Consider the following 26517-nt stretch of genomic DNA (forward strand, 5'->3'; position numbering starts at 1 on the left):
GCGGGCCGGGGACGTCCCCGGCCCTTGAAGTCCCTGAACGGCGCCGCTTAGGCCTGGCGCAACGACCGGAACGACATCCGCATCTCGCTGGTGAACAGCGCAGGCTGCTCCCAGGCGGCGAAGTGGCCGCCGGCCGGAAGCTTGTTGTAGTGCAGCAGCTTCGGATAGGCCTTCTCCGCCCAGGTCTGCGGGGCCGGATAGATCTCGTCGGGAAACACGCTGACGGCCACCGGGATGGTCACGTGCTTGACGTCGAAGAAGCCGGAGCGGCTGGTGATGGTGTTGTCCCAGTAGAGCCGGGCCGACGAGATCGCCGTGTTGGTGAGCCAGTACATGGTGATGTTGTCGAGGATGTCGTCGCGGCTGAGGCCGGCGCTTTCGCCGGCGAATACCCGGGCGATCAGCTTCTCGCTGGCGTCGTCGTGGTCCAGGATCCAGGCGGCCAAGCCCACCGGGGAGTCGGCGATGCCGTACAGGGTCTGCGGGCGCAGCGACATCTCGTTCGCGTAGCCCAGGCCCTTCTTGTAGAAGAAGTCCAGCCGGTCCCAGGCGTGGCGCTCGTCGGCGCTGAGGCTGGCCGGCGGCGGCTCGCCCAGCGCCAGCGCCTTGGCGATGTCCGGCGGCACGGTGGCGGCCATGTTGGTGGAGATGGCCAGCAGCTCCGGCGGCGCCTGCAGCGCCATCTGTTCGGAGACCGCGTTGCCCCAGTCGCCGCCCTGCGCCACGAACCTCTTGTAGCCCAGCCGCCGCATCAGGGTGGTCCAGGCGCGCGCGACGCGCGGCGGATCCCAGCCCGGGGCGGTCGGCTTGGCCGAGAAGCCGTAGCCGGGCAGCGACGGGATCACCACGTCGAAGGCGTCGGCCGCCGTCCCGCCGTGCGCGGTGGGATCGGTCAGCGGTTCGATGACCTTCAGCTGTTCGATGATCGAGCCCGGCCAGCCATGGGTGATGATCAGCGGAAGGGCGTTGGGATGGCGCGAGCGGACATGGATGAAGTGGAAGTCCAGCCCGTCGATCTCGGTCATGAAGTTCGGCAGGCTGTTCAGCCGCGCCTCGCACTTGCGCCAATCGTATTGCGTGGCCCAGTAGCGCGCGAGCGCCTGCGCCGTCGCCAGCTGCACGCCCTGGGTGTCGTCGGCGACGGTCTCGCGGTCTGGCCAGCGCGTGGCCTGGATGCGCCGGCGCAGGTCGTCCAGCGCGGACGACGGGAAGCTCACGTGGAATGGCCGGATGGCCTCGCCGCCGCCCGCCGCGCCGCCGCCGCCGGCGGGCGTATCGGCAGCCAGGACGAAGTCGTCGGCGGACGCACTCGCGGCGAAGCCGATGGCGCCGGCCGTCGCCGACGCGGCCAGGAAACCCCGCCGCGTGGTGCGGGCAGATTCTGAAGACATGACAGACCTCCTGAATACCCGGAGGCGCCTGCCGTCCGCCAGGAAAGCAGGTCACCGGGCGCAGGATGACTTTGGATGCCGGGAAGGCGCTCCCTATAGCACCAGGGTGTCGTCGACACCTTGGTATGGACCGTCCTGTACTGCGTCCCGTGCGGATGAACGCAGGCCCAGCGCCGTCAGCGACCGCCCCGCCCGAGCTTCCACGGCCCCCGACGAGGCGATCGCGCTGGCCTCGAGGCCGCCGCTAGACGGCTTCCAGCACCGTCGCCACGCCCTGGCCGCCGCCGATGCACTGGGTGGACACGGCGAAGCGGCCGCCTTCCCGCCGCAACAGCTGCGCCGCCTTGCCGGTGATGCGCGCGCCGGTGGCGCCCAGGGGGTGGCCGATGGCGATGCCGCCGCCGTCAAGGTTCACCCGGGCCTCGTCGATGCCGAGTTCCCGCAGGCAGGCAACGGCCTGGCTGCCGAACGCCTCGTTGATCTCCACCACGTCGATGTCGTCGATGGTCAGGCCGGCGCGGGCCAGAGCCTTGCGCGTGGCCGGGACCGGACCCATGCCCATGATCTCCGGCGCCACCCCGGCCACGGCCACCGAACGGATGCGGGCCAGCACGTCCAGGCCGTGGGCGCGCGCGAAAGCTTCCGAGCAGACCAGCACGGCCGAGGCGCCGTCGGTCAGCGGCGACGAGGTGCCGGCCGTCACCGTGCCGTCCGGGCGGAAGGCCGGCTTCAGCGACGCCAGGCCCTCCAGCGTGGTCTGCGGCCGCAGGCAGCCGTCTTCGCTCACCACCTCGCCGTCCGAGGTTGTCACCGGCACGATCTCGCCGTTCAGCCGCCCCTGCGCCTGCGCGTCGGCGGCCTTCATCTGCGAGGCGTAGGCCAGGGCTTCCTGGTCCGCGCGGCTGACGCCATAGATGCGCGCCACGTTCTCGGCCGTCTCGCCCATCGGGATGTAGGCCTCCAGGTCGATCTCGGCCGGGGCGCCGTCACGGCCCCGGAACCTTGGGTTGGGCGAATGGTTGAAGCCGCCCTGCGGCACGCGGGTCATCGATTCCACCCCGCCGCAGACGAACGCCTCGCCGGCCCCGATGGCGATCTGGCCGGCCGCGATGTGGATCGCCGACATCGACGAGCCGCAGAACCGGTTGACCGTCATGCCGCCCGCCTCGATCGGCAGGCCGGCCAGCAGCGCCGCCAGCCGGGCAATGTTCGAACCCTGTTCGGCCTCCGGATAGGCGCAGCCCAGCAGCACGTCGTCGATGGCGTTGGGGTCGATTCCGCTGCGCTCGACCAGCCCCTTGATGGCGACAGCCGCCAGATCGTCGGGACGGACCCCGACCAGAGCCCCCTTTCGCGCGAAGTGGAAGGGGGTGCGGGCGTACCCGGCGATCACGGCTCCGGTCATGGGAAGGCTCCATCATATGACGATTGTCATATAAATAGAGCCCGCCATGCGGGGCGCAAGACCGCCGCCGGCGCGTTCAGGATGCGCGCTTGCGCCTGGGGTCGTTGTCCGGGTCGATGTAGGCCAGGCCCAGCGGGCCCAGGGCGGTCACCTGGGTGACGTAGTCGCCGGACTTCGCCCAGTGGAAGTGCGCCTGGCCGCCGGGCAGGACGACGACCGACCCTGGCGGATAGGCTTCCAGGGCGGCCTCGTCGAACACCTCGCCGAGACCGATGTAGAAGACCCCCGAGATCACCGTATAGACCCGATCTTCCGGGTGTCGGTGCGGCGCCAGTCTCTCGCCCGCGGGCAGGTGGACCCGGATCACGTAGGGGCCGGGACGGGTCGGATCACCGATCAGGACCGCCAGGCGCGCGGCGGGTGGAAACGCCGCGAACGGCCGCCAGACGATGTCCTCCGGCCGAATGGTGCGGAAGTGGTCCGTGGCCGCCTCATGCCGCGCGGCGGCCGGTGGCGGGGCGGTGTGGCTGTCCATGCGGCGCGCTCCCGAGCCTGGCGGGCGCCGTGGAGGCGTCCTGGCCGGCGGCTCGGAACGAACGCTAGACGCGGGTCTCGCCGGCGCCTTGCATCCGCGGACACGCGATAGGGCGCTTGGACCGCGAAGCGCCGGCAGGCGTCGCCGCCCGCCGTCACATGCCGCGCCGCACCGGGGCCAGGTCGGGGAACTGCGGCGCGCGGCCCTCGCGCTTGGCCTGAAAGCTCTCGGCCATGTGCGGGCCGGCGAACATGCCCGCCTGCCACACGCGCAGGTGTTCCAGCGCGGTCTCGGTGTCGTGCTCGCGCGCATAGTTGATCATCGCCTTGGAGCCGGCGACGGCCAGGGGCGCCTTGCCGGCGATCTCGGCGGCGGCGGCCAGGGCGTGGGCGACCACGGCGTCATGGTCGGGCAGCACCTCGTTGACCAGGCCGATCTCGCGCGCGCGTTCGGCCGGAAGGCGACGGCCGGTATAGGCCAGCTCGCGCACCCAGCCCTGCGGGATCAGCCGGCACAGCCGCGGAAAGGTGCCTGCGTCGGCCGTCATGCCGATGTTGATCTCCTGGATGCAGAAGAAGGCGTCGGCGCTGGCGTAGCGGATATCGCAGGCGCTGGTCAGGTCGACCCCGCCGCCGACGCAGCCGCCCTGGATCGCGGCGATCACCGGCATGCGCGCCCGGTCGAGGCACGAGAAGGCGTCCTGCAGCGATTTCAGGTGCTCGCGCGAGGCCTCGGCCGCCGTCCAGCGATCCACCGTCCGCGCGCCGTCGCCGCCCTCACCGCCGCCGATGCCGGCGAAGTTGTCCAGGTCCATGCCGGCGCAGAAGTGCCGGCCGGTGGACGAGATGACGATCGTCCGGGCGCGGGCGTTGTCGTCGATGTCGCCGACGATCGCCGGCAGCTCGTTCCAGAACGCCCGGTTCATGGCGTTGAACGCATCCGGCCGGTTAAGCCGGATGTGCGCCACCTGCCCCTCCAGGCCGACGTCGAAGCAGGTCCACTGGGTGTCGAATGCATTGGCCACGACGGCGTCCTCCCGGTTCGTTCGGCGCAGCCTGGGGCCCCTGCCCTGGCGGCCGGCAAGAGGGGAACGCACGGGTCCGCCGGCGTCCTCAGCCGCGGCGGAGAGCTACGGCCTCAGCTGACCGCGCCGGCGATGCGCACCTCGGCGGAGAGCAGCGAGGCTTCCTGGGCGATCTCCTGGTGCGCCTCGGCCAGACGCCGGCTGACGTCGGCCAGGGTGGCGGCGATCTCGGCCTGCAGCGCGCAGACCACGGCCGGCTGTTCGTCCGGCGGCGTGGTCTCCAGCGCCGCGCGGGCGCGCAGCAGCGGCTGGTTCAGCAGCTTCAGCAGGTCGGTGGCGTCGGCCAGGCCCTGGGCGCGGCCCACCAGCACCGCGGATCGATAGCCGAGCGTGTCCCTGTAGGAGTCCATCATGCGTCCTGTCCGCCTTCAGTGGGATGGCGGGCCGACCCGTTCCGGGACAGTCGCCGCCACGCGCAGGGCGGGCTGCAAGATTCAGGCGGCCACCGACAGGCGCAGCCCCAGCGTCGGGACCTGGGCGCGCACGTCGCGATCGAGGTCGTCGAGGTCGTCGCGCAGCGCCTTCAACTGCTTGTCGGCGTCCTCGAAGGCCCTGCGGGTCGCCTTGTCCGGGCGCGAGGTCCTGGTCTGCATCCGGGCGGTATCCAGAAGGTCCGACAGCGTCTGCACGAAGTCGCGGACGTCGTGGTCGAACGACAGGGCGTCCTGGCCGATGCCCTCGCGCACCCCCTGGGTCACGGCGGCGTAGGTCGACGCGCCGCCGGAGGCCGGCTCGCCCCCCGCCGGCGGCGGATCCGATGCCGACGACGTGGCGGACGTGGGTTCGGCCGGAGCCTGCGCCGTGGGGGCGGCCGCGTCGCCGTCGGACGGGGAGGACGCGTCCGCGGCGCCAGCCCCGGCGGTCGCGGCGGCGGCGGATTGCGACGCGGCGACGGGCGGCTGAGCGACCGCCTCGCCCAGGGCGCCCTCGGCCGCTTCGCCGGCCATGCCCAGTTCGTCGCCGGTGGCCTGCTGGTAGGCCTTCACCGCGGCCTTCAGTTCCTTGAACACCTCGGTCAGCGCCCGCGCCATCTCTCGCGGGTTGGCGCCGTAGAGCTTCTTCAGGATCTTCACCCGTTCGATCAGCGCCTGAAGCTTGGCGCGGGCCAGGTCCTTGGACATGTCGTCGGGCTGGAAGCGGGCGCCGCCCCGCGCCTGGGTCACGGCATTGCCGATCGCCGCCTTGCGCGCGGCCGCCAGCTGGTCCAGCACCGCCTTGGGCACATAGGCCGTGGAGGGTCCCGCGGTCGGGCGGGCGACGGCCGAGGCCGCCGTCGCGAGGGCGGAAGCGGTCGGGGACAGGGTCATGCCAGCAAGGCCTTCTGCCTGGATGGGTCGTCCCATCCGCTAGCAGAAGGCGCTTAACCGGCGGTGTCCGGAAGGTTCAGGCGACCTTTTCGGGGATGATCACCTGCATGCTCTCGTAGCCGTGCACGAACGACGAGTAGGTCAGCACCGGCTCCTCGACCAGCTCGATGCGCGGGAAGCGCTTGAGGATCTCTTCCCAGATGATGGTCAGCTGCAGTTCGGCGACGCGGTTGCCGACGCAGCGGTGCACGCCGAAGCCGAACGACAGGTGCTGGCGCGAGCGCTCGCGGTCGATGATGTAGGCGTTCGGATTTTGGATCACGCTGTCGTCGCGGTTGCCGGAGATGTACCACATCACCACCCGGTCGCCGGCCTTGATGGTCTTGCCCCCGACCACGGCGTCCTTCAGCGCCACGCGGCTCATGTGCGCCAGCGGCGTCTGGTAGCGGATCGTCTCGGAGACCATCGAGGTGATCAGCGACGGGTCGGCGCGCAGCTTGTCGTATTCGGCCGGGTTCTTGTTCAGCCAGTTGACGCTGCCCGAGATGGTGTTGCGGGTGGTGTCGTTGCCACCGACGATCAGCAGGATCACCGTGCCGTGGTACTGCTCGCGCGACATGGCGTTGGTGGTGGGGTGGTTCACGAGCATCGAGATCAGGTCGATGCCGTCGCCCTTGCCCTGAATCCGCTCATTCCACAGGCCCTCGAAGGCGCCGAAGCACTCGACCATCGCCTCGGCCTTGTGCTGCCAGCTCTTCACCGGCCCGTGGCCCGGCTGGTTCATCACCATGTCCGACCAGTACGGCAGCTTGCGGCGGTCCTCGAACGGGAAGTCGAACAGCGTCGCCAGGGTCATGGCGGTCAGTTCCTTGGACATCAGGTCGACCCAGTCGAACGGCGTCCCGATCGGCAGGCTGTCCAGGATCGCCCCGGCCCGCTCGCGCACCAGCGGCGCCATCTTCGCCAAGTTGGCGGGGGCAACCGTGGGGCTGACCGCCTTGCGGTGCACGCTGTGCTCGGGCTCGTCCATGGTGATGAAGCCGGCCCCGCCGCGGCGGCGCTGCTGGCCCATGGCCTCCATGGCCTTGTCCTGTTCCTCCATGGCCTTGAGATTGGCCAGGCCGATGCCGTCGGCCGAGGAGAACACCTCGTGGTTGGTGTCCACCGCCATGATGTCTTCCCACTTGGTCACCGACCAGTAGGGGCCGAACTCCGAGTCGGCCGTGAAATGCACCGGATCCTCGCGGCGCAGGCGCTCGAACACCGGCCAGATGGTGTCGTTCTGAAAGCGCTCGGTGAGCGCCGGGTTCAGCTCCGCCAGCGGCAGGGCGTACGCGTCGCCGGCATCCGCGCCGGCCTCCGGCTTCACGGCGATGGTCATGTCGGGTTCCTCTCCCTTGTGGGCGGAACGGTCGTACCTGAACAGCGATATGTCAATGGCGAGTGACTTGGTTCGCGACGCCCTCCCTCCCCCGAAGTGGGGAGGGACAGATCGCGCAGCGATCAGGGTGAGGAAGGGGGATGTCGTACGCCGGCCAATCTGACTGGCCTGTGCGCCGGCAGGTGACCCCCACCCGGCCCGCTTGCGCGGGCTGTCCCTCCCCGCAAGGGGGAGGGCGAAATAGGGTCAGGTCACATCGCCGCCGAGGGCCCGATAGATCGAGACCACGTCGACGTTGGCGTTGGTCTGCGCCTGTGTGAGGGCGTCTTCGGCCTCCAGGCGGGTGCGTTCGGCGTCGAGCACGCGCAGGAAGTCGATCCGGCCTTCCTTGTAGCGAATCTGCGCCAGGTCGGCGGCTCTGCGGGCCGCGTCCACCTGTTGCGACAGGCTGACCACCTGCAGCTGGCGCTCGCGGTAGGCGACGACGGCGTTCTGCAGGTCCTCGATCGCCGTCAGCACGGTCTTGTCGTAGGTCGCCAGGCTCTCGTCCTGTTTCGACTGCTGGGCGCGCAGCCGGGCGTGGGCGCTGCCGAGGTCCAGCCCCGGCCAGGTCACGGTCGGGCTGACCGCCCAGGCGTGCGAGCCCTTGCTGAACAGCGACGAGACGTCGCCCGACAGGAAGCCGACGAAGCCGGTGACGTTGATGCGCGGGAAGAGGTCGGCGGTGGCCACGCCGGTGTTGGCGGTCTCCGCCGCCAGCCGCCGCTCGGCCGCGCGGACGTCCGGGCGCCGGCGCAGGAACGTGGCCGCATCGCCGATCGGCACCGCCGCCGGGGCGGTGAGGCCCGCGGAGGGCGCCGCCAGTTCGGCGTCGAGCTCGCCCGGCCGCGCGCCCACCAGCACCGCCAGCCGGTGCGCCGCCTGAGCCTCCTCGCTGCGCAACGGCGGGATCGCCGCCTCGGTGGCGTTGAGCCGGGCGCGGGCGCTTTCCACGTCGACGGGATCGCCCGTGCCGACCTCGGTGCGCACCTGGGTCAGGTGCAGGGTGTCGCGGGCGGTCTGGGCGTTCTCCTCGGCCACCGCCCGGCGCGCCTGGGCGCCGCGCAGCAGAAGGTAGTTGCGGGCGATCTCGGCGGTGACCAGCACCTGGGCGCCGCGCAGGTCCTCGCGTGCAGCCTCGGCGTCGGCCCGGGCGCTCTCCACCTGGTGGCGGACCCGGCCGAAGATGTCGATCTCCCAGGTGGCGTCGAAGCCGATGTCGGCCTGCTCCACATCCACCGGCGAGGTGGTGAACCCCGGCTGCTGCTCATGGCTGCGGGCATAGGTCGCCTCGGTCCCCACATGCGGCAGGAAGTCGAGCTGGCTGCGGTGGAACAGGGCCCTGGCCTGCCCCACCCGGTCGAGGGCGATGCGGATGTCGAGGTTGGCCGCCAGGCCCCGGACGATCAGCGCGTTCAGCTCCGGGTCGCCGAACGCCTGCCACCAGGCCGGGGCGACCGGCTGGGCGGTAAGGCGCGGATCGGCCGGGACCAGGGTCACCGGCGCCTCGACCGGGGCCTGGTACTTCGGCCCGACAGACAGGAGCCTGGGCCAGCTGGGCCAGGCCATGGCCGGCTGGGCGGCGACGCTGGCGGCCGCGCCGGCCAGCAGCAGGATGCGGGAGAGACGGGTCATGGTCCTGAGGTCCTATTCGGCCGCCGCGAGGGCGGCCGGCTGGGGCGCCGCGGGCGGCGCGCCGGGGGAAGTGGTGTCGTTGGCGGAGACATGGCCCCGGCGGCGCCTGCCGCCGCCGGTCAGGCGCCGGATCGTCCAGTAGAACACCGGCGTCAGGGCCAGGCCGAACAGGGTCACTCCCAGCATGCCGGAGAACACCGCCACGCCCATGGCGCGACGCATCTCCGAACCGGCGCCGGTGGAGACCACCAGCGGGGCGACGCCCATGATGAAGGCCATCGAGGTCATCAGGATCGGCCGCAGGCGCAGACGGCAGGCGTCGAGCACGGCCTGCAGCAGGCTCTCGCCCTCCTTCTCCCGCTCGCGGGCGAATTCGACGATCAGGATGGCGTTCTTGCAGGCCAGGCCCACCAGCACGATCAGGCCGATCTGGGTGAAGACATTGTCGTCGCCGTGGCTGAGATGCACGCCGACCAGGGCGCACAGCAGACACATCGGCACGATCAGCACCACCACCAGCGGCAGGCTCCAGCTCTCGTACTGGGCGACCAGCACCAGGAAGGCCAGCAGCACGCAGATCGGGAAGACGAACACCGCGGTGTTGCCCGCCAGGATCTGCTGGTAGGTCAGCTCGGTCCATTCGTAGCCCATGCCGTTGGGCAGATCGCGCGCGACGATGGCCTCCAGCGCCTTCTGCGCGTCGCCGCTGGAATGGCCCAGCGACGGGCCGGCGTTGATCTCGGCGGTGAGCAGGCCGTTGTAATGGGCGGTGCGTTCCGGGCCGGTCATCTCGTGGGTGGTGACGAAGGCGCCCAGCGGGATCATCTGGCCGGCGCCGTTGCGGGTCTGCAGGCGCAGGATGTCGTCCGGCTGCAGGCGGAAGCGCTGGTCGGCCTGGACCGTCACCGGATAGGTGCGGCCGAAGCGGTTGAAGTCGTTGACGTAAAGCGAGCCCAGATAGACCTGCATGGTCTCGAACAGGTCGGTCAGGTTCACCCCCTGGGCCCGGGCCTTCTCGCGGTCGACGTCGGCGCGGATCTGCGGCACCCCGACCTGGTAGGACGAGAACACCCCGGTCAGGGTCGGGTCCTTCTGCGCGTCGGCGATGATCTTCTGCGTCGCCTCGTAAAGCTCCTGCGGCCCGAGGCCCGCGCGGTCCTCGATCTGCATGCGGAAGCCGCCGATGTTGCCCAGGCCCTGCACGGGCGGCGGCGGGAAGACCGCGATCTGGGCGTCCGGAATCGCCGCCAGCTTCTTGTTGAGCTGGTCGGCGATGGCGGTGGCGGAGAGAGACTTCGAGGTGCGCTTGTCGAAGCTATCGAGCGGGAAGAACACCGCCCCGGAGTTGGAGGAGTTGACCAGGCCGTTCACCGACAGGCCGGGGAAGCCGACGGCATGGGTGATGCCGGGAGTCTTCAGGCCGATGTCGCTGATCTGGCGCACCACCTGTTCGGTGCGGTCGATGGTGGCCGCGTCGGGCAGCTGGGCCACCGCCACCAGGTAGAGCTTGTCCTGCTGGGGCACGAAGCCGCCGGGGGTGTTGGCGAAGGTGAACACCGTCAGGGCGATCAGCACGCCGTAGATGGCGAGCGCGATCGACGAGCGGCCCAGCATCCGCGAGACGCCGCCGACGTAGGACTGCGACATCCAGGCGAAGGCCTTGTTGAAGGGCGCGAACAGCCACGACAGCCCGCCCTCGATAAGCCGCTCGAAGCGGTCCTTCGGCGCGTCGTGCGGGCGCAACAGCACGGCGGCCAGGGCCGGCGACAGGGTCAGGGAGTTGAAGGCCGAGATCACCGTCGAGATGGCGATGGTCAGGGCGAACTGGCGGAAGAACTGCCCGGTCAGGCCGGTGATGAAGGCGGTGGGCACGAACACCGCGCACAGCACCAGGGCCGTGGAGATGATCGGGCCGGTGACCTCGCGCATCGCCTGGCGGGTGGCGTCGGGCGGCGAGAGGCCCAGGGCGATGTTGCGCTCGACGTTCTCGACCACGACGATGGCGTCGTCGACCACGATGCCGATGGCCAGCACCAGGCCGAACAGGGTCAGGGCGTTGAGGCCGAAGCCCAGCATCAGCAGCAGGGCGAAGGTCCCCACCAGGCTGACCGGCACCGCCGCCAGCGGGATGATCGCGGCGCGCCAGTTCTGCAGGAACAGGATCACCACCAGCACCACCAGCACGAGCGCCTCGAGCAGGGTGTGGATCACCGCATTGATGGATTCATGCACGAAGCCGGTGGTGTCGTAGACGATGTGGTAGCGGACGCCCTGCGGGAAGTCCTTGGCCAGCTGGTCCATGGTCTTCTTCACGCCGTCGGCCATCTGCAGGGCGTTGGTGCCCGGGCGCTGGAACACCGGCATGGCGATGGCGGACTTGCCGTCCAGCAGCGAGCGCAGGGCGTAGCTGTCGGAGCCGAGCTCGATGCGGGCGACGTCGCGCAGGTGGCTGATCTCGCCGTTCGGCCCGGCGCGGATGATGATGTCGCCGAACTGCTGCTCGGTCTCCAGGCGCCCTTGCGTGTTCACCGAGATCTGGAATTCGGACTGGCCGGGGGCCGGCGGGGCGCCGACCTGTCCGGCGGCCACCTGGACGTTCTGTTCGCGCAGGGCGGCGACCACGTCGCCAGGCGTCATCGAGCGGGAGGCGAGCTTTTCCGGGTCCAGCCAGATGCGCATCGAGTACGGCCCCTGGCCGAACATCTGCACGTCTCCCACGCCGTAGCTGCGGGCCAGGGCGTCCTTGACGTGAAGCTGGGCGTAGCTGGCCAGGTAGCCCATGTCGTAGCGGTTGTCGTCGCTGGTCAGGTGCACCACCTCGATCAGCGTCGGCGAGGCCTTGGTGGTGGTCACCCCCACCCGCTGCACCTCCGGCGGCAGCTTGGAGAGCACCTGCGCCACCCGGTTCTGCACCAGCACCTGGTCCTTGTCCGGGTCGGTGCCCAGGGCGAAGGTCACGGTCAGCGCCATGGCCCCGTCGGGGGTCGACTGGGACGACTGGTAGAGCATTCCCTCGACGCCGTTGATCGACTGCTCCAGCGGGGCGGCGACGGTCTGGGCGATGACGTTGGTGTCGGCGCCGGCGTAGGTCGTGCGCACCACCACCGTGGGCGGCACCACCTCGGGATACTCCCCGATCGGCAGGATCGGCAGGGCGATGAGCCCGGCCACGAAGATGATGATCGACAACACCGCTGCGAAGCGGGGCCGGCCGATGAAGAAGTCCGAGAAGTTCATGCGAAGGCCCAATCAGGCTGCAGGAGGCAGGGTGCAGGAGGCCGCCCGGCCTTGCGGCCGGTGATCTCCGGGCTTGGGAAGAGGGGAGAGAAAGGTCGGGAGCGGCGGGCTCAGCCCGCCGCGGCGGCCAGGCTCGCGAGGTCGGCGGTGTTCAGCTTCAGGGTGCTGGGCTGCGGCGAGACCACGTCGCCCGGCTTCACCTTCTGCAGGCCGGAGACGACGATCCGGTCGCCGGCGTTCAGGCCGGCGGTGACGATGCGGTATTCACCGACGGCGCGGCCCAGGGTCACCGGCCGGTACATCACCCGGTTGCCCGGCCCCACCACCAGCACGAAACGCTTACCCAGGTCGGCGCCCAGCGCCTGTTCCGGCGCCAGGGCGACGGGGCTGGAGGTCTGGCTGACCAGGCGGATGCGGGCGAAGAGGCCGGGGGTGAAGGCGCCGTCCGCGTTGTCGAACACCGCCCGCCCGGCGATGGTGCCGGAGTGGGCGTCCACGGCGTTGTCGAGGAAGTGCAGCTTGCCGGCGTGCGGGAAGCCCTGCTCGGTCATCAGCCCCATGTACACCGGCGCCCCGTCGCCGCGCTGGCTGGCGGCGTACTTCAGATAGGTCTGCTCGTCGGTGTTGAAGGCGGCGTAGATCGGCGTGTCGGACACCACCGTGGTCAGCAGGTCCGCCGGGGTCACCAGGTTGCCGCGGGTGATCATCGCCTTGGACACCCGCCCGTCGATCGGGGAGGTCACGCGGGTGAAGGACAGGTTCAGCTGCGCCGCGCGCAGGGCGGCCTGGGCGGCGCCCAGATCGGCCTGGGCGGAGCGGGCCTCGGACGACAGGCGCTCGGCCTCCTCCTTGGCGATGGCGTTCTGCGCCAGCAGGCGCTGGGCGCGGCCGTCGTCGGCAATCGCCAACTCGGCCCGGGCCCTGGCGCGCTTCGCCTCGGCGGCCAGGCGGTCGACCTCGGCCTGGAACGGGCGCGGGTCGATCTGGAAGAGGACCTGTCCCTTGCGCACCCGCGCGCCCTCGGCGAACGGCGCGGCGACCAGCTGGCCGGAGACGCGCGGCTTCAGCTCGACGGTGTCGATCGCCTCCAGTCGGCCGGTGAAGTCGTCCCACTGCGGCAGGCTGCGCAGTTCGACGGTGGAGACGGCGACCACGGCCGGCGGCTGGGCCGCGGGGGGCGCCTGGGCGGCGGCGCCGCAACCGGCAAGAGCCAACAAAGCAAGAAAGGCCGCCAGGCGACCCGGAAGGGTAAGAACAGACATGCGGATGATCCCCAACAGGCGTCTGGGGCGGCTTGGGAGGCCCCATTACGTACCGGTTGGTATATATCTAGGGCGCGAGACCCATGGCGCAAGGCGCTCAATACCGGTCGGTATAAAATATTTTCCCTTGCCGGGGAGGGATCGCTGCGGCGCAGCGGAGCCGAATCTCCTCCCCCCTTGGGGGAGGGGGACCGCCAAAGGCGGTGGAGGGGGCTCCAGTGAAACACCGAAGCCCGCAATCCACTGGAGCCCCCTTCCCGGCCTTCGGCCGTACTTCCCCCAAAGGGGGAAGAGAAGAAGAGCCTCAGCGCCCGGGCCAGAGCTCCAGCGTCGTGTTGACCACGTCGCGCAGGGCCTGCGGGCTCGCGCCCGCGCCGCCCTGGATGCAGAGGCCCTGCAACACTGCGCTCAGGTAGCGCACGATCCCGTCAGCAGTGATGTGCGCCGGCAGGTCGCCCTCGGCCTTGGCCCGCTCCATGCGCGCCAGCAGCAGGGCGTCGGAGGTCGCCCGCCGCTTGATCACCTCTTCGCGGATCGACTCCGCCTCGGTGCCGCAGGCCGTGGAGCTGATCACCCCCAGGCAGCCCTTGGGGTCGCCGTCCTCGATCTGCATGCCATAGGCGCCCTCCAGCAGGCGCTCGGCCACGCCGCGGGCGGTGTCCGCCTCCAGCGCGTTCTTCATGTACGCCAGCTTGTCGCGCTCGTAGAGGTCCAGCGCCTTGCGGAACAGGGATTCCTTGTTGCCGAAGGCGGCGTAGAGGCTGGGCTTGGTGATGCCCATGGCCTCGGTGAGGTCGGTCATCGACGCGCCCTCATAGCCCTTGCTCCAGAACACCCGCAGGGCCTGGGCCAGGGCGTCCTCGACGCAGAACTCGCGCGGCCGCCCGCGGGCCGGATGTGCGGTCTCGATTTCCATACCGATCCGTATGTATGGAGACGGACCGTCCACGTCCAGGGCCGATCGGTTGTGTGCGAGGGGATTTGTCGGGTGGGTCCCGCCACCCCCACTTCTCCACCGTCATCCCCGGGCGTCAGTCCCGGGGATCCATGAACACGGAACGTGGGATCGCGAGCGGGAGCGAAGCGACGCTACATTTTTTGGCGGATCCGGCGGCGGCGTCCCGTCGTGGCGCGCCCTTCGAAGCGCGCCCCCCGTCCTCACGTGCGCCTGGACCCTCGGGACTGACGCCCGAGGGTGACGGTGGAGATGGGGGCCTGTAGGTCGCCCAACACGTTCAGTGATACCCGATGTCCGCCCGCACCTTGCCGCGGAACACCCAGTAGGACCAGCCGCTGTAGAGCAGGATCACGGGCAGCAGGAACAGGGTGCCGACCAGCAGGAAGGCCTGGGTGCTCTCCGACGAGGCGGCCTGCCACAGGGTGTAGTGGTGCGGCACGATCATCGGCCACAGGCTGATGGCGATCCCCAGGTAGGACATGGCGAACAGCCCGACCGCGCCCAGGAACGGCAGGGCCTCGGCCTTGCGGCCGAACGACCACCAGGTGAGCACGGCCAGGGCGGCGGTGATCACCGGCACCGGGGCGAACCAGGCGAGGTTCGGCCAGCTGAACCAGCGGTGAGCGATGTCGGGGTCCACCGCCGGGGTCCAGAGGCTGACGATGCCGATGGCGGCGAGCACGCCGAGCAGCGCCCGGCGGCCCAGCCTGCGCGCCTGATCCTGCAGATCGCCCTCGGTCTTCATCACCAGCCAGCCGGCGCCCAGCAGGCTGTAGCCGAACACCAGCGCCACGCCGGTGAGCGCCGAGAACGGGGTGAAGCAGTCGAAGCTGGAACCGACGAAGTGACGGCCCTCCACCTTGAAGCCCTGGATGAAGGCCCCCAGCACCACCCCCTGGGCGAAGGTGGCCACCAGCGAGCCGTAGCCGAAGGCGTGGTCCCAGAAGCCTTTGCGATCGGCGTCGCGGAAGCGGAACTCGAACGCCACGCCGCGGAACACCAGGGCCAGCAGCATGATGGCGATCGGGAAGTACACCGCCGGGATGATGATCGCGAAGGCCAGTGGAAAGGCCGCCATCAGGCCCACCCCGCCCAGGATCAGCCAGGTCTCGTTGCCGTCCCAGATCGGGGCGATGGAGTTCATCACCAGATTGCGGGCGCGCGTGTCCGGCGCGAAGTTGAACAGCATGCCGACCCCCAGGTCGAACCCGTCCAGCAGCACATAGAGGAACACGCCCAGGCCCAGGACGAAGGTCCAGATCGGCGTCAGGTCGAAGATGAAGTCGTTCATGGCGCGCTCCCCTCGCCCTCGGCGGCGGTGGCCGCACCGGGCAGGGCGCTGATCGGGGCCGCGGGACGGCCGCCCAGGACCGGCTCATGGGCGTCCTGGCCGCCGATGCCCCGGCGCACGACGCGGGCCATCAGCCAGAGCCCGGCCGGGAACATGATCAGATAGGCGGCCATGTATCCCGCGAGCGACAGAGCCACGTCCGCCCCGGTCAGCGACGGGGTGACGGAGTCGCGGGTGCGCATCAGCCCGTAGACCAGCCAGGGCTGGCGGCCGACCTCGGTGGTGGTCCAGCCGGCCAGGACGGCGACGAAGCCGAGCGGCGCGCACCAGGTGGCGAGCCTGAGGAACCAGCCACTCTCGTAGACCCGGCTCCCGCGCCGCATGGCGTTGCCCAGCAGCGCCAGGCCGAGCATGGCGAGGCCGGCCCCCACCATGATGCGGAAGGCGAAGAACGGAATGATCACCGGTGGCCAGCGGTCCGGCGGGACGTCCTTCAGCCCCGGGACCACCCCGTTCGGGTCGTGGGTCAGGATCAGGCTGCCCAGGCGCGGGACCTCGATGGCCGCCAGGTTGCGCTGGTGCGCCTGGTCGGGAATGGCGAACAGGGTCAGCGGCGCGGCCGCCTCGCGATCCCAGTGCGCCTCGATCGCCGCCAGCTTGGTGGGCTGGTATTCCAGGGTGTTGAGGCCGTGGGCGTCGCCGAGGAAGATCTGCAGCGGAACCAGGATCAGCAGCAGCCACAGGCTGGTCGACAGCATCGCCCGGCCGTCCTCGGCGGCGATCTTTCCCTTGCGGATCATCCAGGCGCCGACGCCCAGCACCACGAAGCCGGTGGTGACATAGAAGCCGGTCACCGTGTGCGCCAGCCGGAACGGGAAGGACGGATTGAACACGATCGCCGTCCAGTCCTTCGGGAAGAACCGGCCGTCGACCAGGGCGTAGCCGGCCGGGGTCTGCATCCAGCTGTTGGTGGCCAGGATCCAGAACGACGAGAACAGGGTGCCCGCCGCCACCATCAGGGCGGCGAAGAAGTGCAGCCAGGGCGGCACCAGCTTGCGCCCGAACAGCAGCACGCCGAGGAAGGCCGACTCCAGGAAGAAGGCGGTCAGGCCTTCGTAGGCCAGCAGCGGCGACAGCACGTTGGCGGTGGCGTCGGAGAAACGGCTCCAGTTGGTGCCGAACTGGAACGGCATGATGATCCCGGAGACCACCCCCATGCCGAAGGAGATCGAGAACACCTTGGTCCAGAAGGCGGAGATGCGGAAATACGTCTGTCGCCGGGTGAAGAAGTACAGCCCCTCCATGAAGGCGATGTACGAGGCCAGGCCCACGGTGAACGCCGGCAGCAGGATGTGCCAGGCGATCACCCACACGAACTGCAGCCTGGAGAGGATCAGCGGATCCATGGTCTCCCCCGCTCGCCGCCGCACAACAACGGCTGCGCGCATGCTCGCGCCGATACGCCCCCGCGGCTAGCCCAAACAGGGCGCCGATTTGCGCAAACCGCCGTGCGGCGCTTGCCTTACGCGGCGCAGGCCGGGCCACCAGGGTGGTCAGGGGCGGCGAACGGCCCGCCGGCGAAGGAAACAAGCGATGAAACTGGATGGATCCCTGTCGGCGGTGGTCACCGGCGGCGCCTCGGGCCTGGGCCGGGCGACGGCCACGGCGTTGCGCGAGCTGGGCGTCAAGGTGGCGATCTTCGACTTCAACGCCGCCAACGGCGAGCGGGTGGCCGGCGAGATCGGCGCCACCTTCTGCCAGGTCGACGTGACCAGCGACGAGATGGTCGACGCCGGCTTCGAAAAGGCCCGCGCGGCCAACGGCCAGGAGCGCATCCTGGTGAACTGCGCCGGCGGCGGCGGTCCGGGCGGCAAGACCGTGTCGCGCAACCGCGAGACCGGCGAGATCATCCGCCACAAGGCCGAGGACTTCGAGCGCGTGCTGCGGCTGAACACCGTCGGCACCTTCCGCTGCATCACCGCCTCCGCCGCCGGCATGCTGACCCTCGACCCGCTCAGCGAGGACGGCGACCGCGGGGCCATCGTCAACACCGGCTCGGTGGCCGCGCAGGACGGCCAGATCGGCCAGGTGAACTATTCGGCCGCCAAGGCGGCGATCGCCGGCATGACTCTGACCATCGCCCGCGACCTGTCCAGCGAAGGCATCCGGGTGAACACCATCCTGCCCGGCATCATGGCCACGCCGCCGATGCTGTCGGTGCGCGAGCGGCGCCCGGCGATCTGGGAGAGCCTCAACGCCTCGGTCCCCTTCCCGCGCCGCCTGGGCCACCCGGAGGAGTTCGCCGACCTGGCCCTGACCATGCTGCGCAACGGCTATTTCAACGGGCAGGTGGTGCGGCTCGACGGGGCGATCCGGATGCCGCCGCGGTAGGCGCCGCCCAGCCCCTACTTCGTGCCGTACAGCCGGTCGCCCGCGTCGCCCAGCCCGGGGACGATGTAGCCGTGGTCGTTCAGGTGGCTGTCGATGCTGGCGGTCCAGATCGCCACGTCGGGGTGGTAGCCGCGGAACTTGGCCACGCCTTCGGGCGCGGCCAGCAGGCAGGCGAGGCGGATCGAGCGGGCGCCCACCTCCTTCAGCCGGTCGACGGCGGCGATGGCCGTGTTGCCGGTGGCCAGCATCGGGTCGACCACGATCACCTCGCGGTCGGCGATGCCGGCGGGGACCTTGAAGTAGTACTCCACGCATTCCAGCGTCTCGGGATCGCGGTAGAGGCCGACGTGGGCGACCCGGGCGGCGGGGACCATCTCCAGCATGCCGTCCAGCATGCCCATGCCCGAGCGCAGGATCGCGGCCAGCACCAGCTTCTTGCCCGAGAGCACCGGGGAGCGGATCGTCGCCAGGGGCGTCTCCACCTCGATGTCGCCCAGCGGCAGGTCGCGGGTGACCTCGTAGCAGATCAGCCCGCCGATCTCGCGCAGCAGCTCGCGGAAACTCTTGGTCGAGGTGTCCTTGCGCCGCATCAGGGTCAGCTTGTGCTGCACCAGCGGGTGGTCGACGACGGTGACGCCCTGCATCTATTCAAGTCTCCGCTAAAATACGGTGCCGTCGCTGATGACGGCGATCGGCGGCCCCCCGTCCGAGCGCCGCTCGCGGGCGATGCGCCGCCCGGCGGCCCAGGAGCCGCCCTCCAGCACCCGCGCCAGGGGGAAGGCCTCAGCGCTCACCGCCAACCGCTCGCGCACCAGCGGCGCCAGGCGGTCCAGCAGCGCCACGGTCAGCGCCCGCCAGCCCACCACCAACGGTCCATCCACCGGGTGGCCCCGGTCCGCGTCGGCCGGATCCTTCAGCGCCAGGACGCCGGTGTCCACGAACAGGCCGCCGTTGCGGTACTCCGCCAGTCCGGTCAGGCCGTCGATCTCCACCACCTCGACGCCGGCGGCCTGCAACGGCTCGATCAGCGAATAGGCCATCCATTGCGAGAGCTTGTGCAGCGGGACCAGGCCGTCGGTCTCGTCGTCACGCTTCAGCGCCGGGTGGCGCCAGCAGTCGCCCAGCGGAACGCCGCCCAGGCTGAGCCGACCGGGCCAGATCGGCCCCAGCGCGTCCAGCAGCACCTTGAGGATCACCGGCGCCGGCAGCCGCCCAGCTTCAGCGCGCGCGACCATCCGGTCGAACAGCAGCCCCGGCCGCCCCACAGCCTGACCCAGCCGGCGCAGCAGGCTGGCCCGCCCCTCCAGGCCCACCAGGGGGTTGTCCGCCGAGACCTGGAAGGCCTCGCCAAGCATGGCCGCGTCGACCCGCTCCAGGCCGTCGGCCCGCAGGGGATCGTGCGCATCCGCCGACAGCGCCCCACGCTCGAACAGCCGTAGCGACGCCACGCCCAGCCCCTCGGAACGGCCGAGCACCGCGCCGCTCGATGCGTCCGAGAACCGCCACGCCGCCCCGGCGCCGGCGTCCAGCAGCACCGAGGTGATGGCCAGGTCGAAGGCGGCGCGGCCGGTCTCCGCCGCCGTCCGCCCGGGCGAAGCGGCCAGCCGCTCGGCCCAGAGGTCGCGGCCGCCGACGCAGAAGTGCCGCCAGCGGGCGTGGAAGGGGACCTTCAGGTCCGGGTAGCTGTCGCGCACCGTCGCGGCCGTGAGATCGGCCGCCGTCGCCAGCCGGGTCAGGTCGACCCGCCACGCCGGGAGGCCGTCCTCCAGGCCGAGCGCCAGCATCTCATGCGCCCGTTCGCGCACCGCGCGCGCCGACAGCAGGCTTTTCGCCGCGGCGTTGGCCGCCGGCGTCACATCAAGGCTCGCCACGACCGTCTCAGAACTCCTTGAGATCGCGTCCGACCACGCGGGTCAGATCCTCTGTCGAGGGCGGCGCCTCGGGGGTGAAGTAGCCGGCGGCCTTCTTGGCTTCCAGCTCCACCGAGGCGTCCTGCGGCACCAGCTCCGGCGGGATCGGCACGCGCTCGCCGATCTCCACGCCGCTGTTCACCAGGGCGTCGTACTTCATGTTCGACATCGAGACGAACCGGTCGATGCGGCGGATGCCCAGCCAGTGGATCACGTCCGGCATCAGCTGCTGGAAGCGGGCGTCCTGCACCCCGGCGACGCATTCGGTGCGCTCGAAATAGGTCGCCGCCTGGTCCCCGCCCGGCTGGCGTTTGCGGGCATTGTAGACCAGGAACTTGGTCACCTCGCCCAGCGCCCGGCCTTCCTTGCGGTTGTAGGCGATCAGGCCCGCGCCGCCCTCCTGGGCCTGGCGCACGCACTCCTCGATGCCGTGCGTCAGGTAGGGCCGGCAGGTGCAGATGTCCGAGCCGAACACGTCCGAGCCGTTGCACTCGTCGTGCACCCGGCAGGTCAGGCGATAGCGGGTGTCGCCGATGCGCGCCGGATCGCCGAAGATGTACAGGGTGATGCCCCCGATCGGCGGCAGGAACACCTTCAGGTCCGGCCGGGTGACCAGTTCCGGGTACATGCCCCCAGTCTGTTCGAACAGGGTGCGCCGCAGCGACAGCTCGTCCACCTCGAACCGCTCGGCGACGCCCGGCAGATACCAGACGGGATCCAGCGCCGCCTTGGTCACCGCCACCTCGCCGCCGGCCTTGACGATCTCGCCGTCCTCGGCGAGCCGGCCCTTGGCGATGGCCTCCTGCAGCTCCGGCAGGGTCAGGCGGGCCTTGGTCACGGCGATGGTGGGGCGGATGTCGACGCCCTCGGCCAGTTCGGCGGCGAAGTCCTCGGCCACCCGGTGGCCCCAGGGATCAAGGGAGACGATCTTGCCGGGCTCCGACCACTGAGCATGCGGTCCGATCTCGGCGGCGGGGAAGGTGTTGACCAGCTCCGGCCGGACCATCGGGTCCAGGGCGCCGGCGCTGATCGCCAGGGCGCGATAGATCGAATAGGCGCCGCCGTGGGCGCCGATGGCGTTGCGATCGGGACCGGCGTTGCTGGTGACCACGACCGGGCCGCGCTCGGCGGCCGTCTTGCCGTACCAGTGGATCGGGAACCGGCCGGTGGACCCGCCGCCGGGATGCGACGTCAGCCGGATATGGGATGTCCTGTTGCCGGACATGGGCAGCCTCCAAAAGCAAAAGGCCCCATCACCGGTTTCGCCGGCGAGGAGCCTTTGAGACGGGAGAGTGATCCCCAAACCTGAACCTTGGCAAGCCCTTATGGGCCGTGGCGGGCCGGCGCCCAATTGTTGAGCGCGACCGGACCGGGGGCTGCGGCGCGGCGAGGCGGCCTGGACAACCCACGACCGGCGTTCCAGGCTCGCCCGGGTGATCCTCAAGCCGGCCCTGTCCATCCCCGACACCCGAGCGGCCGAACGGCCGGGTCCGGAGGCGAGTCTGCAACGCGCCAGGGGGCTGGGGCGGATCAGCGTCAAGCTGGGCGTTGGGGCTGAAGGCCTCGTCACCCGGCTGGATCGTCTGCACCAGGACGGTTGCGGCAAGATCCGCCTGCCGCGCGACGCGGCGGCGCACGGGCTGGAGGCCGTGCTGATCAACACTGCGGGCGGGCTGACCGGGGGCGATCGCCTGAGCTGGAATGCCGACGCTGCTGCGGGAACCCGCCTGACCCTCACCACCCAGGCCTGCGAGAAGCTGTACCGCGCCGAGGCCGGGCGCGCCGAGGTGGAGACCCGGCTGTCGGTCGGCGCCGGCGCCCGGCTGGACTGGCTGCCGCAGGAGACCATCCTGTTCGACGGCGCGGCCCTGGCCCGGCGGCTGGACGTCGACCTGGCGGCCGATGCGACGCTGCTCGCCGTCGAGGCGGTGATCCTGGGCCGCACGGCCATGAACGAGACCGTCCGCCGCGGCGAACTGCGTGACCGCTGGCGCATCCGGCGGGAGGGCCGGCTGGTGTTCGCCGACGACCTGGCCCTGGCTGGTCCGATCGCCGCCACGGCCGCGGCCGCGCCGCTGCTTGGCGGCGCGCGGGCCTTCGCCTCCCTGCTGCTGATGGCGCAGGACGCCGACCGCTTCCTGGCCCCCCTGCGCGCCGCCATCGCCGGCGTCGGCGCCGCCAGCGCCTTCGACGGCAAGCTGTTCTGCCGGCTGGTGGCCGAGGATGGCCTGGCCCTGCGCCGCGCCCTGATCCCGGCCCTCGCCATCCTGCGGGACGGCCAGCCCTGCCCCCGTGTCTGGAGACTTTGAAGCGCCGTGAACCTGACCCCGCGCGAGAAGGACAAGCTGCTGATCGCTATGGCTGCCGTGGTCGCCCGCCGCCGCCTGGAGCGCGGCGTGAAGCTGAACCATCCGGAGGCCATCGCCCTGATCACCGACTTCGTGGTCGAGGGCGCGCGCGACGGACGCACCGTCGCCGAGCTGATGGAGGCCGGCGCCCATGTGATCACCCGCGACCAGGTGATGGAGGGCGTGCCTGAGATGATCCCCGACGTCCAGGTCGAGGCGACCTTTCCCGACGGGACCAAGCTGGTCACCGTCCACCACCCGATCCGCTGAAAGGCCCCACGCCATGATCCCGGGAGAACTGATCCCCGCCGAGGGCGAGATCGAGCTCAACGCCGGCGCGCCGGTGACGGTGCTGACCGTGGCCAACACCGGCGACCGGCCGATCCAGGTCGGCAGCCACTACCACTTCTTCGAGACCAACCCGGCGCTGGCCTTCGACCGCGAGGCGGCGCGCGGCCAGCGGCTGGACATTGCCGCCGGCTCGGCCGTGCGCTTCGAGCCCGGCCAGACCCGCGAGGTGAGCCTGGTCCCGATCGGCGGCCTGCGCCGCGCCTACGGCTTCCGCGGCGCCGTGATGGGAGACCTCTGATGCCGGCCCGCCTGCCCCGCGCCGCCTATGCCGACATGTTCGGCCCGACGGTGGGCGACCGCGTGCGCCTGGCCGACACCGCGCTGTTCGCCCAGGTGGAGAAGGACTTCACCACCTATGGCGAGGAGGTGAAGTTCGGCGGCGGCAAGGTGATCCGCGACGGCATGGGCCAGTCGCAGGTCTCCCGCGCGGCCGGCGCGGTGGACACGGTCATCACCAACGCCCTGATCATCGACTGGTGGGGCATCGTGAAGGCGGATGTGGGCCTGAAGGACGGCCGCATCGCCCGCATCGGCAAGGCCGGCAATCCGGACACCCAGTCGGGCGTCGACATCGTCATCGGCCCGGCCACCGAGATCATCGCCGGCGAGGGCAAGATCCTGACGGCCGGGGCGATGGACTGCCACATCCACTTCATCTGCCCGCAGCAGGTGGAGGAGGCGCTGATGAGCGGGGTCACCTGCCTGCTGGGCGGGGGCACGGGGCCGGCCACCGGGACCAACGCCACCACCTGCACGCCGGGCGCCTGGCATCTGGCGCGGATGATCGAGGCGGCCGAGGGCCTGCCGATGAACATCGGCTTCGCCGGCAAGGGCAACGCCAGCCTGCCCGAGGGGCTGGTGGAACAGGTCGAGGCCGGGGCCTGCGCCCTGAAGCTGCACGAGGACTGGGGCACCACACCGGCGGCCATCGACTGCTGCCTGGGGGTGGCCGACGATCACGACGTGCAGGTGATGATCCACACCGACACCCTGAACGAGAGCGGCTTCGTCGAGGACACCATCGCCGCCCTGAAGGGCCGCACCATCCACGCCTTCCACACCGAGGGCGCCGGCGGCGGCCATGCGCCGGACATCATCAAGGTGGCGGGCTTAAGCAACGTCATCCCCTCGTCCACCAATCCGAGCCGGCCCTACACCCGCAACACCCTGGCCGAGCATCTCGACATGCTGATGGTCTGCCACCACCTGGACCCGTCGATCCCCGAGGACGTGGCCTTCGCCGAGAGCCGGATCCGGCGCGAGACCATCGCCGCCGAGGACATCCTGCACGACCTGGGGGCGTTCTCGATCATCTCGTCCGATAGCCAGGCCATGGGGCGGGTTGGCGAGGTGCTGATCCGCACCTGGCAGACTGCCGACAAGATGCGCCGTCAGCGCGGCGCCCTGCCCGGCGATGGCCCCTTAAGCGAAGGTCTGGCCGACAACGCGCGCATCAAGCGCTACATCGCCAAGTACACGATCAACCCGGCCATCGCCCACGGGGTCAGCGCCCACATCGGCAGCGTCGAGGCCGGCAAGCGGGCGGACCTGGTGCTGTGGTCGCCAGCCTTCTTCGGGGTCAAGCCGGACCTTGTGCTGCTGGGCGGGATGATCGTCGCCGCGCCGATGGGCGACCCCAACGCCTCGATCCCGACGCCGCAGCCGGTCCACTACCGGCCGATGTTCGGCGCGCTTGGGCGGGCGCTGGCCCGCACCTCGGTGACGTTCGTCTCGCAGCGGGCGATGGACCTGGATCTGAAGGGCCGGCTGGGCCTGGAGAAGGAGCTGCTGGCGGTCAGCAACGTCCGCGGGGGTCTCTCCAAGGCCTCGATGATCCACAACAGCGCCACCCCGGTGATCGAGGTCGATCCCGAGACCTACGTCGTGCGCGCCGACGGCGAGGTGCTGACCTGCGAACCGGCCGAGGTGCTGCCCATGGCCCAGCGCTATTTCCTGTTCTGAGCATGACCCAGCCCAATCCCATCCCCATCGCCGGCGTGGCGCCGGCCGGAACCTGGAGCGGCGAGACGGTCGACGAAGCCGTGCTCGACTACGACGGCCGTCACCGCCGCCGGATCGTGCTCACCGGAACCTCGGGCGCCGCCTATCTGCTGGATCTCGACCAGGCGCAGCACCTGCGCGATGGCGACGGCCTCGCCATCGGGCGCGGGCGGTACGTGCGTGTGGTCGCCAGGCCGGAGCCGCTGATGGCCGTGCGCGCGGCCAGCCCCGAGGCGCTGCTGCGCCTGGCCTGGCACATTGGCAACCGGCACCTGACCGCCGCCCTCAAGGCTGACGTGATCCTGATCCGGCGCGATCCCGTGATCGGCCACATGCTGGAGCACCTGGGCGCGGAGGTCACCGAGGTCGAGGCGCCGTTCGATCCGGAGGGTGGCGCCTACCACGACCATGCTCCCGATCACGGGCCGCACGATCACAGCCATCACCACGATGGCCACGGCCATGACCACGGCCATCACCACCATCACGACCCCCAGCATGACCACGGTCATGATCACTGACGCCCACCTGCTGCGCCTGCAGACCTGGCTGTCGCCAGCGTTCCCGGTGGGGGCGTTCTCCTATTCGCACGGGCTGGAGACGGTGATCGTCGACGGCGTCGTGGCGAACCCCGACGCCCTGACGGCCTGGATCAGCGGTCTGGTGGAGTTCGGCTCCGCCTGGACCGACGCGGTGCTGTTCGCCGCCGCCTGGCGCGCCGCGGGCGACGCTTCCGTCCTGGCCGAGGTCGCCGAATTGGCGCAGGCGCTCTGCCCCTCGCTGGAGCGCCGCCGCGAAACCCTGAGCCAGGGCGAGGCCTTCCTGATCGCCGCCGGGGCCTGGGGCCAGACGCCGCTCTTCGGCCCAATCGCCTATCCGGTGGCCGTGGGCGCTGTGTGCGGCGCAGCGGGCGTGCCGCTACGGCCGGCGTTGGCCGCCTGGCTGCAGGCCTTCGCCGCCAACCTGGTCAGCGTCGCCGTTCGCTTCGTTCCGCTGGGCCAGACCCAGGGCGTGGCGGTGATCGCCGGCCTGGCCCCGCTGCTGCTGGCCACCGCCGAACGGGCCGCGGCCTCGACCCTCGACGACCTGGGCGCCGCAAGCCTGGTCTCCGACATCGCCGCCATGCGCCACGAAACCCTGTCCACAAGGATTTTCATCACATGAAGGGACCGCTTCGCGTCGGCATCGGCGGGCCGGTGGGCTCGGGCAAGACCACCCTCGTGGAAAAGCTGTGCCGGCGCATGCACGGCCGCTGGTCGGTGGCCGTGATCACCAACGACATCTACACCCAGGAGGACGCCATGATCCTGGCGCGCGTGCAGGCGCTGCCGGAGGACCGCATCCTGGGCGTCGAGACCGGCGGCTGTCCGCATACCGCCATCCGCGAGGACGCCTCGATCAACCTGGCCGCCATCGCCCAGATGAACCGGCGCTTTCCCGACCTGGACGTGATCTTCATCGAGAGCGGCGGCGACAACCTGGCCGCCACCTTCTCCCCCGACCTCGCCGACCTCAGCCTCTATGTGATCAGCGTCTGCCAGGGCGAGAAGATCCCCCGCAAGGGCGGCCCGGCCATCACCCGCTCGGACCTGCTGATCGTCAACAAGACCGACCTGGCGCCGCACGTGGGCGCCGACCTTGCCGTCATGCGCGCCGACACCGCCAGGGCGCGCGGCGAGCGGCCCTACGTCTTCACCGACCTCAACCGGCAGGTCGGGGTGGACGAGATCGAGGCCTTCCTGGTGCGGGCCGGCGGCCTGCCGGCGCCGCGTGAGGTTGCGGCTTAGCAGGGCCGAACGGCGGAACCCCTCACCTTCCCATGGCTGCGCCATGGGCCCCTCCCTCTCCCTACGGGAGAGGTGGTTTTCCCAGCGTGATCAATAAGATCAATCGCTCGCGGCGCCCCAGTCCTTCACCTCTCCCACAGGGAGAGGGAGGGGCCCGCGCGGCGTGCGGCAGCAAGGCGCGTGGGAAGGTGAGGGGTTCGGCCG

General features: G+C 70.6%; 24 protein-coding genes. 8 read left to right on the top strand and 16 right to left on the bottom strand.

Features of this window, described 5'->3' with window-relative positions:
• Positions 1-47 precede the first annotated feature (47 nt).
• From ACO2Q3_RS14470 to ACO2Q3_RS14530, 13 genes are all read right to left on the bottom strand, one after another.
• Entirely contained in the window at positions 48-1391 is a 1344-nt protein-coding gene (locus ACO2Q3_RS14470) for an epoxide hydrolase family protein (RefSeq protein ID WP_423307653.1), read from the bottom strand.
• 244 nt (positions 1392-1635) lie between these two features.
• A complete protein-coding gene (locus tag ACO2Q3_RS14475; protein ID WP_423307655.1) occupies positions 1636-2796 on the bottom strand; it encodes a thiolase family protein in 1161 nt (386 codons plus the stop codon).
• Positions 2797-2872: 76 nt separating this feature from the next.
• Complete coding sequence (locus ACO2Q3_RS14480; RefSeq protein WP_423307657.1) at positions 2873-3331, bottom strand: cupin domain-containing protein; 459 nt, start codon at positions 3329-3331, stop codon at positions 2873-2875.
• A 154-nt stretch (positions 3332-3485) separates the two neighbouring features.
• Entirely contained in the window at positions 3486-4355 is an 870-nt protein-coding gene (locus ACO2Q3_RS14485; RefSeq protein WP_423307659.1) for an enoyl-CoA hydratase-related protein, read from the bottom strand.
• A gap of 113 nt (positions 4356-4468) precedes the next feature.
• Positions 4469-4765 (bottom strand): hypothetical protein, encoded by a 297-nt coding sequence (locus ACO2Q3_RS14490; protein WP_423307661.1) that lies wholly within the window; start codon positions 4763-4765, stop codon positions 4469-4471.
• 84 nt (positions 4766-4849) lie between these two features.
• The gene (locus tag ACO2Q3_RS14495) at positions 4850-5722 is read right to left on the bottom strand and encodes a hypothetical protein (protein ID WP_423307663.1); all 873 of its coding nucleotides are present in this window, start codon (positions 5720-5722) and stop codon (positions 4850-4852) included.
• A gap of 76 nt (positions 5723-5798) precedes the next feature.
• Positions 5799-7103, bottom strand: coding sequence for a cytochrome P450 (locus ACO2Q3_RS14500; RefSeq protein WP_423307665.1), 1305 nt, complete (start codon positions 7101-7103; stop codon positions 5799-5801).
• Positions 7104-7349: 246 nt separating this feature from the next.
• Positions 7350-8777 carry an efflux transporter outer membrane subunit gene (locus tag ACO2Q3_RS14505; protein ID WP_423307667.1) on the bottom strand — a complete coding sequence of 476 codons (1428 nt, stop codon included), beginning with the start codon at positions 8775-8777 and terminating at the stop codon, positions 7350-7352.
• Positions 8778-8789: 12 nt separating this feature from the next.
• Positions 8790-12014 (bottom strand): efflux RND transporter permease subunit, encoded by a 3225-nt coding sequence (locus tag ACO2Q3_RS14510; protein WP_423307669.1) that lies wholly within the window; start codon positions 12012-12014, stop codon positions 8790-8792.
• A 110-nt stretch (positions 12015-12124) separates the two neighbouring features.
• Positions 12125-13276, bottom strand: a complete 1152-nt coding sequence (locus ACO2Q3_RS14515; protein WP_423307671.1) for an efflux RND transporter periplasmic adaptor subunit — start codon at positions 13274-13276, stop codon at positions 12125-12127.
• Positions 13277-13580: 304 nt separating this feature from the next.
• Entirely contained in the window at positions 13581-14192 is a 612-nt protein-coding gene (locus tag ACO2Q3_RS14520) for a TetR/AcrR family transcriptional regulator (protein WP_423307673.1), read from the bottom strand.
• Positions 14193-14511: 319 nt separating this feature from the next.
• A complete protein-coding gene (gene cydB / locus ACO2Q3_RS14525; RefSeq protein WP_423307675.1) occupies positions 14512-15525 on the bottom strand; it encodes a cytochrome d ubiquinol oxidase subunit II in 1014 nt (337 codons plus the stop codon).
• Positions 15522-16931 carry a cytochrome ubiquinol oxidase subunit I gene (locus tag ACO2Q3_RS14530; RefSeq protein ID WP_423307677.1) on the bottom strand — a complete coding sequence of 470 codons (1410 nt, stop codon included), beginning with the start codon at positions 16929-16931 and terminating at the stop codon, positions 15522-15524. Before ACO2Q3_RS14530 ends, cydB begins: the two co-directional genes overlap by 4 nt.
• Before the next feature lie 187 nt (positions 16932-17118).
• Between ACO2Q3_RS14530 and ACO2Q3_RS14535 the strand changes: the two genes are divergently transcribed.
• Positions 17119-17916, top strand: coding sequence for an SDR family NAD(P)-dependent oxidoreductase (locus ACO2Q3_RS14535; RefSeq protein WP_423307679.1), 798 nt, complete (start codon positions 17119-17121; stop codon positions 17914-17916).
• 14 nt (positions 17917-17930) lie between these two features.
• Here ACO2Q3_RS14535 and upp read toward each other — a convergent pair whose 3' ends face one another.
• From upp to ACO2Q3_RS14550, 3 genes are read right to left on the bottom strand one after another with little or no spacing between them, the layout of a single operon-like run.
• Entirely contained in the window at positions 17931-18560 is a 630-nt protein-coding gene (gene upp / locus ACO2Q3_RS14540; RefSeq protein ID WP_423307681.1) for a uracil phosphoribosyltransferase, read from the bottom strand.
• Positions 18561-18575: 15 nt separating this feature from the next.
• Positions 18576-19787, bottom strand: coding sequence for a DUF1688 family protein (locus ACO2Q3_RS14545; protein WP_423307683.1), 1212 nt, complete (start codon positions 19785-19787; stop codon positions 18576-18578).
• Between the two features lie 7 nt (positions 19788-19794).
• On the bottom strand, positions 19795-21051 hold the full coding sequence (locus ACO2Q3_RS14550; protein WP_423307685.1) for a GTP cyclohydrolase II: 1257 nt from the start codon (positions 21049-21051) through the stop codon (positions 19795-19797).
• A gap of 208 nt (positions 21052-21259) precedes the next feature.
• Here ACO2Q3_RS14550 and ACO2Q3_RS14555 point away from each other — a divergent pair, with 208 nt between their 5' ends.
• From ACO2Q3_RS14555 to ureG, 7 genes are read left to right on the top strand one after another with little or no spacing between them, the layout of a single operon-like run.
• Complete coding sequence (locus ACO2Q3_RS14555) at positions 21260-22135, top strand: urease accessory protein UreD (protein WP_423307687.1); 876 nt, start codon at positions 21260-21262, stop codon at positions 22133-22135.
• A gap of 6 nt (positions 22136-22141) precedes the next feature.
• Complete coding sequence (locus ACO2Q3_RS14560; protein ID WP_423307689.1) at positions 22142-22444, top strand: urease subunit gamma; 303 nt, start codon at positions 22142-22144, stop codon at positions 22442-22444.
• 13 nt (positions 22445-22457) lie between these two features.
• Positions 22458-22763 (top strand): urease subunit beta, encoded by a 306-nt coding sequence (locus ACO2Q3_RS14565; RefSeq protein ID WP_423307691.1) that lies wholly within the window; start codon positions 22458-22460, stop codon positions 22761-22763.
• Positions 22763-24487 carry an urease subunit alpha gene (gene ureC / locus ACO2Q3_RS14570; RefSeq protein WP_423307693.1) on the top strand — a complete coding sequence of 575 codons (1725 nt, stop codon included), beginning with the start codon at positions 22763-22765 and terminating at the stop codon, positions 24485-24487. Before ACO2Q3_RS14565 ends, ureC begins: the two co-directional genes overlap by 1 nt.
• Before the next feature lie 2 nt (positions 24488-24489).
• On the top strand, positions 24490-25047 hold the full coding sequence (locus tag ACO2Q3_RS14575) for an urease accessory protein UreE (protein WP_423307695.1): 558 nt from the start codon (positions 24490-24492) through the stop codon (positions 25045-25047).
• Entirely contained in the window at positions 24989-25690 is a 702-nt protein-coding gene (locus ACO2Q3_RS14580) for an urease accessory protein UreF (protein WP_423307697.1), read from the top strand. Before ACO2Q3_RS14575 ends, ACO2Q3_RS14580 begins: the two co-directional genes overlap by 59 nt.
• Entirely contained in the window at positions 25687-26313 is a 627-nt protein-coding gene (ureG, locus tag ACO2Q3_RS14585) for an urease accessory protein UreG (RefSeq protein ID WP_423307699.1), read from the top strand. Before ACO2Q3_RS14580 ends, ureG begins: the two co-directional genes overlap by 4 nt.
• Positions 26314-26517: the final 204 nt, after the last annotated feature.

This window comes from Caulobacter sp. KR2-114 (genome assembly GCF_049446115.1).
Classification (GTDB): domain Bacteria; phylum Pseudomonadota; class Alphaproteobacteria; order Caulobacterales; family Caulobacteraceae; genus Acaudatibacter.